Origin of the sequence: Bacillus sp. C30 (assembly GCF_040838255.1) — a bacterium.
Taxonomy (GTDB): Bacteria; Bacillota; Bacilli; order Bacillales; family Bacillaceae_G; genus Bacillus_A; species Bacillus_A mycoides.
The window spans coordinates 1-7,319 of sequence record NZ_JBFPJH010000165.1 but is presented as its reverse complement, the minus strand read 5'-3'; the positions used below and the strand labels follow the sequence as shown (position 1 = coordinate 7,319).

4 protein-coding genes and 1 pseudogene are annotated in these 7,319 nt (G+C 36.0%); 1 reads left to right on the top strand and 4 read right to left on the bottom strand.

All coding sequences use genetic code 11. The features are described 5' to 3' along the window. The first annotated feature begins 648 nt into the window (after window positions 1-648). The gene (locus tag AB3X49_RS14970; RefSeq protein WP_016121476.1) at window positions 649-3,693 is read left to right on the top strand and encodes an efflux RND transporter permease subunit; all 3,045 of its coding nucleotides are present in this window, start codon (window positions 649-651) and stop codon (window positions 3,691-3,693) included. Window positions 3,694-3,742: 49 nt separating this feature from the next. On the opposite strand, the pseudogene AB3X49_RS14965 reads toward AB3X49_RS14970, so the two are convergent. The 4 genes and pseudogenes from AB3X49_RS14965 to AB3X49_RS14950 form a co-directional block, all read right to left on the bottom strand. Further along, window positions 3,743-4,147: pseudogene (locus AB3X49_RS14965) on the bottom strand (P-loop nucleotide/nucleoside kinase family protein); the annotation flags it as partial. 49 nt (window positions 4,148-4,196) lie between these two features. Next, on the bottom strand, window positions 4,197-5,117 hold the full coding sequence (gene pstA, locus AB3X49_RS14960; protein WP_367963060.1) for a phosphate ABC transporter permease PstA: 921 nt from the start codon (window positions 5,115-5,117) through the stop codon (window positions 4,197-4,199). A gap of 2 nt (window positions 5,118-5,119) precedes the next feature. Continuing rightward, window positions 5,120-6,010 carry a phosphate ABC transporter permease subunit PstC gene (gene pstC / locus AB3X49_RS14955; protein WP_002090872.1) on the bottom strand — a complete coding sequence of 297 codons (891 nt, stop codon included), beginning with the start codon at window positions 6,008-6,010 and terminating at the stop codon, window positions 5,120-5,122. Window positions 6,011-6,081: 71 nt separating this feature from the next. Next, window positions 6,082-6,981 (bottom strand): phosphate ABC transporter substrate-binding protein PstS family protein, encoded by a 900-nt coding sequence (locus AB3X49_RS14950; RefSeq protein ID WP_367963058.1) that lies wholly within the window; start codon window positions 6,979-6,981, stop codon window positions 6,082-6,084. Between the last annotated feature and the right edge of the window lie 338 nt (window positions 6,982-7,319).

The following is a 7,319-nucleotide window of genomic DNA, read 5'->3' as shown; positions in this document are numbered from 1 at the left end:
ATAAAAATTGACGTTCACGTTGTTTGTTTCGTTCAGTTTTCAAAGAACTTGTCTGCCGCTTCAAAAGCGACTTCATCATATTAACATCTTCATTTTTCGATGTCAACTATGTTTTTGAATTTCTTTTTTGTCGTTTTCTGCGTTTCCGCATCAGCGACGTTTATTAATATACCATCATGGTTTTTAAATAACAAGTATTTTTTATAAAAAAATACAAAAAGTTATCTATCCTACTTTCTTCTATAGAAAGAATCCTTATCCTTTCTACTAAAAACATTCATTTTGATTGTATACAAGTTACTATACACTATCATCAACCAAGCAGTATTTCACAATAACTTCCTAACCTTTAGTCTTCTCCTTTTTTAATTTTATAATTACCATAGCTCTACTTAAGAAGGACAAATAATCATTTAAATGTAGAGTAACAAAAAACGCGGCCACTATACTAGAGCAAAACTTTAATTCCTGATTTTTCTCTCCAATCAGGAATTTTGCTTCCACAAATAACAAACTTCCCCTCGAAATATTAAATTAAGATTATTGTTAGAATTTTTTTACATTTAATTAATGAAAGATATCCAATTTTTGTTATATAGTAAGAAAGTGCCCACAAAACTATAAATAAACTAATGGAGGAATTATTTTATGGATAGGTTAACAAAATTTTCATTAAAAAACCGAGCCGCTATTATTATCATGGTTTTTCTCATTTCCATACTCGGTGTTTATTCCGGCTCCAAATTACCTATGGAATTTTTACCAAGCATCGATAACCCTGCAATAACTGTTACGACATTATCTCAAGGGCTCGATGCTGAAACGATGACCAAGGACGTAACTGACCCCCTTGAAAAACAATTTCGTAATTTAGAACATATCGATGGCATCACTTCTTCCACACATGAGGGATTATCACGCATCGACATTGCATATACATCCAAGGCAAATATGAAAGACGCGGCACGCGAAGTCGAAAAAACAATTAATACGATTAAATTACCTAAAGATGTAACTAAACCTGTTGTTAGCCAATTAAACACTTCTATGATTCCACTCGCTCAAATTACCATCCAGAAGCAAAACGGATTTTCAAAAGCTGACGAAAAACAAATTGAGAAAGAAATCGTACCACAACTCGAAAGCATTGATGGTGTTGCCAATGTTATGTTTTTCGGAAAATCAACTTCCGAATTATCCATCGTACTTGATCCTAACCAACTAAAAGATAAAAACGTAACATCACAGCAAGTATTAACAGTTTTACAAGGAAAAGAAACTTCCACTCCAGCCGGAGCAATTACCGTTAATAAGGCAGAATACAATCTTCGTGTCATCGGGGATATAAAAAATGTAAATGACATAAAAAACATCACCGTTACACCTCAAGTAAAATTACAAGATGTTGCTCAAATTGAATTAAAACAACATTACGATACAATCTCGCACATAAACGGGGAAGAAGGAACAGGAATAATCATCATGAAAGAGCCGAGTAAAAATGCGGTTGCAATCGGAAAAGAGATTGATAAAAAGATTAAAGATATAAGCAAGCAATATAAAGATCAATTCTCTATTAAACTTTTAGCTTCAACTCATGAGCAAGTTGAAAATGCTGTTACTAGTATGGGAAAAGAAGTAATCCTTGGGGCAATTGCTGCAACTCTCATTATCTTAATCTTTTTACGCAGCTTCCGAACAACACTCATCGCTGTCGTTAGTATTCCATTATCTATTTTATTAACACTATTTTTACTCCATCAATCTAACATCACACTTAACATTCTAACTCTTGGTGGCTTAGCCGTTGCAGTTGGACGTCTCGTCGATGATAGTATCGTTGTCATCGAGAATATTTTCCGTCGTTTACAAAAAGAATCTTTCTCTAAAGATATTATTCTCGATGCAACAAAAGAGGTCGCCGTCGCAATTACCTCTTCTACTTTAACGACAGTCGCCGTTTTTTTACCTATCGGTCTCGTATCGGGAGTAATCGGAAAACTAATGTTACCTATGGTGTTAGCAGTTGTGTATTCTATACTTTCTTCCTTAATTGTGGCATTAACAGTCGTTCCACTTATGGCTTTTTTACTGCTCAAAAAAACAAAACGTCGCAATTCACATTCTTCACCGCGATATGTCGCTACATTAAAGTGGGCTCTTTCTCATAAGTTTATCATTCTACTCACTTCTTTTTTATTATTTGCAGGATCAATTGCAGCCTACATACTACTTCCGAAAGCTAACATAAAGTCTGAGGACGATACAATGCTTTCCGTTAACATGACATTTCCAGGTGATTATGATTCTGAAGCTAAAAAACAAAAAGCCTTTGATTTCGAAAAGAAACTCCTCTCTAATTCTGATGTAACAGATGTTATTTTGCGAATGGGATCTAGCGCAGAAGATGCACAATGGGGACAGACAACTCAAAACAATCTTGCAACTATATTTGTAGTCTTTAAAAAAGGATCTGACATCGACCAATATATTAAAGAATTAAAAAAGGATCATACAGCTTTCGAACCAGCTGAACTTGATTATATAAAAACGAGTTACTCTGACTCCGGAGGCGGAAACAACTTACAATTTAATGTAACAGCTACTAACGAAACAAATTTACAAAAGGCCGCTAACATCGTCGAAACAAAACTAAAAGGCATGGACGATCTCTCTAAAGTAAAAACAAATATAGAAGACTCTAAAAAAGAATGGCAAATTCATATCGATCAAACAAAAGCGGAACAACATGGTTTAACACCAGAATTAGTAGCACAACAAGTATCATTCCTTATGAAGAAATCTCCTCTTGGGGAAATCTCAATCAATAATGAAAAAACAACCATTATGATAGAACATAAAAAGGCATCCATTAACAAACAAGAAGATATTTTAAACACAAACATACTATCACCTATTAACGGACCAATTCCTTTAAAAGACATTGCAACTATTTCAGAAAAACAACTTCAAACGGAAATCTTCCATAAAGATGGGAAAGAAACGATTCAAATTACCGCAGAAGCTTCAAATGAAGATTTAAGCAAAGTAAGCGCAGAAGTAAACAAGGCGATAGCCGACTTAGATTTACCTAACGGAGCAAAAGTAAATGTCGCAGGTGCTACTGAATCTATGCAAGAGAACTTCACAGATTTATTCAAAATTATGGGGATCGCAATCGGGATTGTATATTTAATTATGGTTATCACATTCGGGCAAGCACGTGCTCCTTTCGCGATTTTATTCTCTTTACCATTAGCTGCTGTCGGCGGTATTTTAGGATTAATCATTTCAAGAACACCTGTTGACGTAAATTCATTAATCGGCGCATTAATGTTAATCGGGATTGTCGTTACAAATGCTATTGTATTAATAGAAAGAGTGCAACAAAATCGGGAAAACGGTATGGAAACAAGAGAAGCCTTACTAGAAGCAGGATCTACTAGATTACGCCCAATTATTATGACAGCTATAACAACAATCGTCGCTATGCTACCACTCCTCTTCGGGCAATCTCAAGCAGGAAGTATGGTATCGAAAAGTCTGGCCGTCGTTGTAATCGGTGGTTTGGCAGTCTCAACCGTTCTTACATTAGTAGTCGTTCCCGTTATGTATGAACTATTAGATAAAATCGGGAGAAAAAGACGCTCCCGCAGAAAAATAAGCACTTCTACAGAAACACCTGATATTTAAACTAAAAGGCGTTATCTTCATAATTGAAGATAACGCCTTTTAGAATTCCCTACCTATCGATATAATCCAGCACTTTTTTCGTATATCGCTCTAGTGGCTTACCAGAATCTACAAGAAGATATTCATCATTTAAAAGCCTTTTACTGCCATCTAACCACTTTTTTCAAACGCTACTCCTGATTCTACTGACTTATCTTATGTTCACGTGTTTGTAACCTACGATTAATTTCTTCTATATTATTAAGATAACATTCAATATATTTATATGTAGCCCCATACTTCCGACATAAACCTATTCCTTTTCAAGCATCCCCTCATAGAGACATGGGCTATCTAATATAACACTATGTTCTTGTTCCAACAAAAAACCTATCAGTTTCCACTCAATATCATAGGAGACTCCCCCAACAACTGTCGATTCACTCCCCCTTACCGTTAATGATTTTAATAAATGTCCGTAAAAAAACTCCCTGTTTATAAACAGAGAGTTCTTTTACGGACATTTATGCCACTTTTACCTTCTTCGTCGTTTTACGACTTTTTTCCGCTCCTGTAAAACGCTTGTGTAATACAGATGCTACGAAACGAGAAATGATATTAAAGAGTAATACCATAATAATTAATACAGCTGCGGATTTTGTTGCAATTAACTTCGCATCTGGGATAATCCCTTCAGAGTTTAATTTCCAAATGTGAACAGCTAACGTTTCAGCTGGTCTAAATGGATTTAAAGGATGCGAGGGGCTCGAGAAGTCCGCTGCTGAATTTAAAATAGGTGATGTTAAACCCGCTGTATAAATTAACGCCGCAGCTTCACCGAATATACGGCCTGCCGCTAAAATAATACCTGTAATAATTTGTGGTAACGAAGACGGGATAATGATGCGGGCAATTGTTTGCCATTTCGTTGCACCTAGTCCAAGACTCGCCTCTTTTACATTATGAGGAACTTCAGAAATCGCATTTTCACAAACACGTGTTAAACCAGGCAAATTCAAAATAGTTAAAGCAAGAGCTCCACCCATTACTGTATATCCCCAGCCTGTCATTGTAACAAATACTAATAAACCAAATAGTCCAACAACAATAGAAGGTAAAGACGCCATTGTTTCAATACATAAACGAACAAAACTTAAAAAACGACCTTGTTTTGCATACTCCGCTAAATATATTCCAGCCCCTAGTCCAAGAGGAATAGATATAATAAGTGTTATAACAAGCATGTAGAAAGAATTGAATAACTGTGGACCAATTCCCCCACCAGCTCTTGTATTGCTTGGTTCTCCGAATAAGAAACTAGGATCCCAAAATCCCCATCCCTTTTGCAGAATTTCGTACATTAAAAAAGCCAGCAAAGCTACAACTAAAGCTGCAACCCCATAAAAGATACCTGTCCAAACTTTATTTACCGTTCTTGCATTCATTATTATCGCTCACCTCTTTGACCAATCGCTCGAATTACTAAAATAAACAGGAATGAAATAACAAGTAAAATCATCGCTAACGTCCATAGCGCATTGTTCCAAGCTGTTCCGTTCAATGTATTCGTCATATCCATTGTCAGAATACCTGTTAACGTTGCTGTTGGACTATATATTCCTTCCGGTAATTTAATCGTGTTCCCGATTACCATTTGAACCGCTAACGCTTCACCAAAAGCACGCGCTAACCCTAAAACTATACCTGTTAAAATTCCTTGTTTTGCAGCAGGAACAATAACTCGGCTAATCGCTTGCCATTTCGTCGATCCTAGACCGTAAGAAGCTTCCAAGTAATCAAACGGAACAGAGCGTATTGCATCAGAGGCAATACTAGCAATAGTAGGTAAAATCATAATACTCAGGACAATAATACCCGCAATTAAACTAAATCCCACTCCACCGAACGAATCCCGTAATAGAGGAACCAAGATCGTAACCCCTAATAATCCGTATACAACTGATGGAATACCAACTAATAATTCTAAAACAGGCTTTAATACTTTATTCCCAAACTTCGGCGAAATTAAATTCATGAATATAGCAAGAGCTATAGCAATTGGTGCACTAATGACAACAGCACCTAACGACACAAGCGTCGAACCGACAATAAAGATGACAGCACCATACGTACCTTGATCAGCATTTGGATTCCATTTTGTCGAAGTTAACACCTCAGAAAACGAGATACCACTTTGCGTGAAAGATTGAATTCCTTTGCCGCAAATAAACGCAATAATAGCTAATGTAATAAAAACAATAAAGATACCGCAAAACGTAACAAGTGATCTACCTATATATTCACTCTTTACGTAATTAATTTGTTTTTTCCCCTTCATCACAGGACAGACCCCACTTCATAGATTGCATTGAACAGGACTGGCCTTGCAGCCAGCCCCATAAAATTTTATTACTTATTTAATTTAGACATTGGGATGTAACCCATATCTTCTACTTGTTTTTCGAAATCTTTACCTTTTACATAGTCAATGTAAGCTTTTGTCGCTTCTTTTGCCTCACCTTTAGTTACCATGTACTCGTAAGACCAGAATGGATATTTACCAGCAGAAATATTTTCAACTTTCGGTTCAGATCCATCAATTTTAACCGTTTGTAACGCACCTTTTTTCTCACCAACCATGTAAGACATTGCTAAGTAACTAACTGAACCTGGAGTAGAGTTAATCGCTTGCTCTACAGCACCATTAGAATCTTGTGTTATACCAGTTCCATCATTAATCTTCGCGTCTTTCATCACTGTCTTTTCAAAAGTAGCACGTGTACCAGATGAAGCCGGTCGGTTAATTACATTGATTTTTTCATCTTTTCCGCCTACTTCTTTCCAGTTCGTTACTTTTCCAGTGAAGATATCTTGCACTTGTTTTACTGTTAAGTTATCAACTTTTACATCTTTATTTACGACAAGTGCGAATGCGATACCCGCAACTTTGTTATCTACTAATTCTTTTGCTTTTTCAGCATCTTTTATTTTATCTCCAGCTGGCACATCTGAGTTACCAATTTGTACCGCACCAGATGCTACTTGGTTAATCCCAGTTCCACTACCGCCACCTTGAACTTGAATAGAAACTTTTGAATTTTTCTCCATGAATTTCTTTCCAGCTTCCTCCGCAAGAGGTTGAAGAGCTGTAGAGCCAGCCGCTGCAATCGTACCTGATAATTCTTGTTTTGCATCGCTACCTTTAGCAGCTTCCTTATTATCCGTACTTTCTGCTTTTCCACATCCAACTAATGCACCTGCAACAACTAAAGCCGCTAAAGAAAATTTAATACCCTTTTTCATAACCATGTCTTGTACCCCCATTTGGATTATCACTTTTCGAATTCATCTTCTTTCGAACACAAATTCATTGTAGGACAACAATATTATGTGAGTGTTAAGCAATTTTTAAGTTTAAGTAAATAGAGATAACATCCCCTAAAAGCTAGACATTCCAACATTTACAGTTGAAAAAGCCAACAAAACCCACACTAAACACGTAGTATTGTAAATTTAATCTTAACAATGTAAATTCAATGTAAATGATTTTCTGTATTTTTCCCTTTAGGTTAAAACTACATTTACAATTCCCCTATATTTTTAAGCTTTTACACTCTTACTTTAAGAAGAATTCCAGTAATATTTTT

What these genes read in the sequence shown, in the direction of transcription:
- AB3X49_RS14970 (WP_016121476.1), top strand. Translation starts at nt 649, where the DNA reads ATGGATAGGTTAACAAAATTTTCATTAAAAAACCGAGCCGCTATTATT.
- pstA (WP_367963060.1), bottom strand. Translation starts at nt 5,117, where the DNA reads ATGAATGCAAGAACGGTAAATAAAGTTTGGACAGGTATCTTTTATGGG.
- pstC (WP_002090872.1), bottom strand. Translation starts at nt 6,010, where the DNA reads ATGAAGGGGAAAAAACAAATTAATTACGTAAAGAGTGAATATATAGGT.
- AB3X49_RS14950 (WP_367963058.1), bottom strand. Translation starts at nt 6,981, where the DNA reads ATGGTTATGAAAAAGGGTATTAAATTTTCTTTAGCGGCTTTAGTTGTT.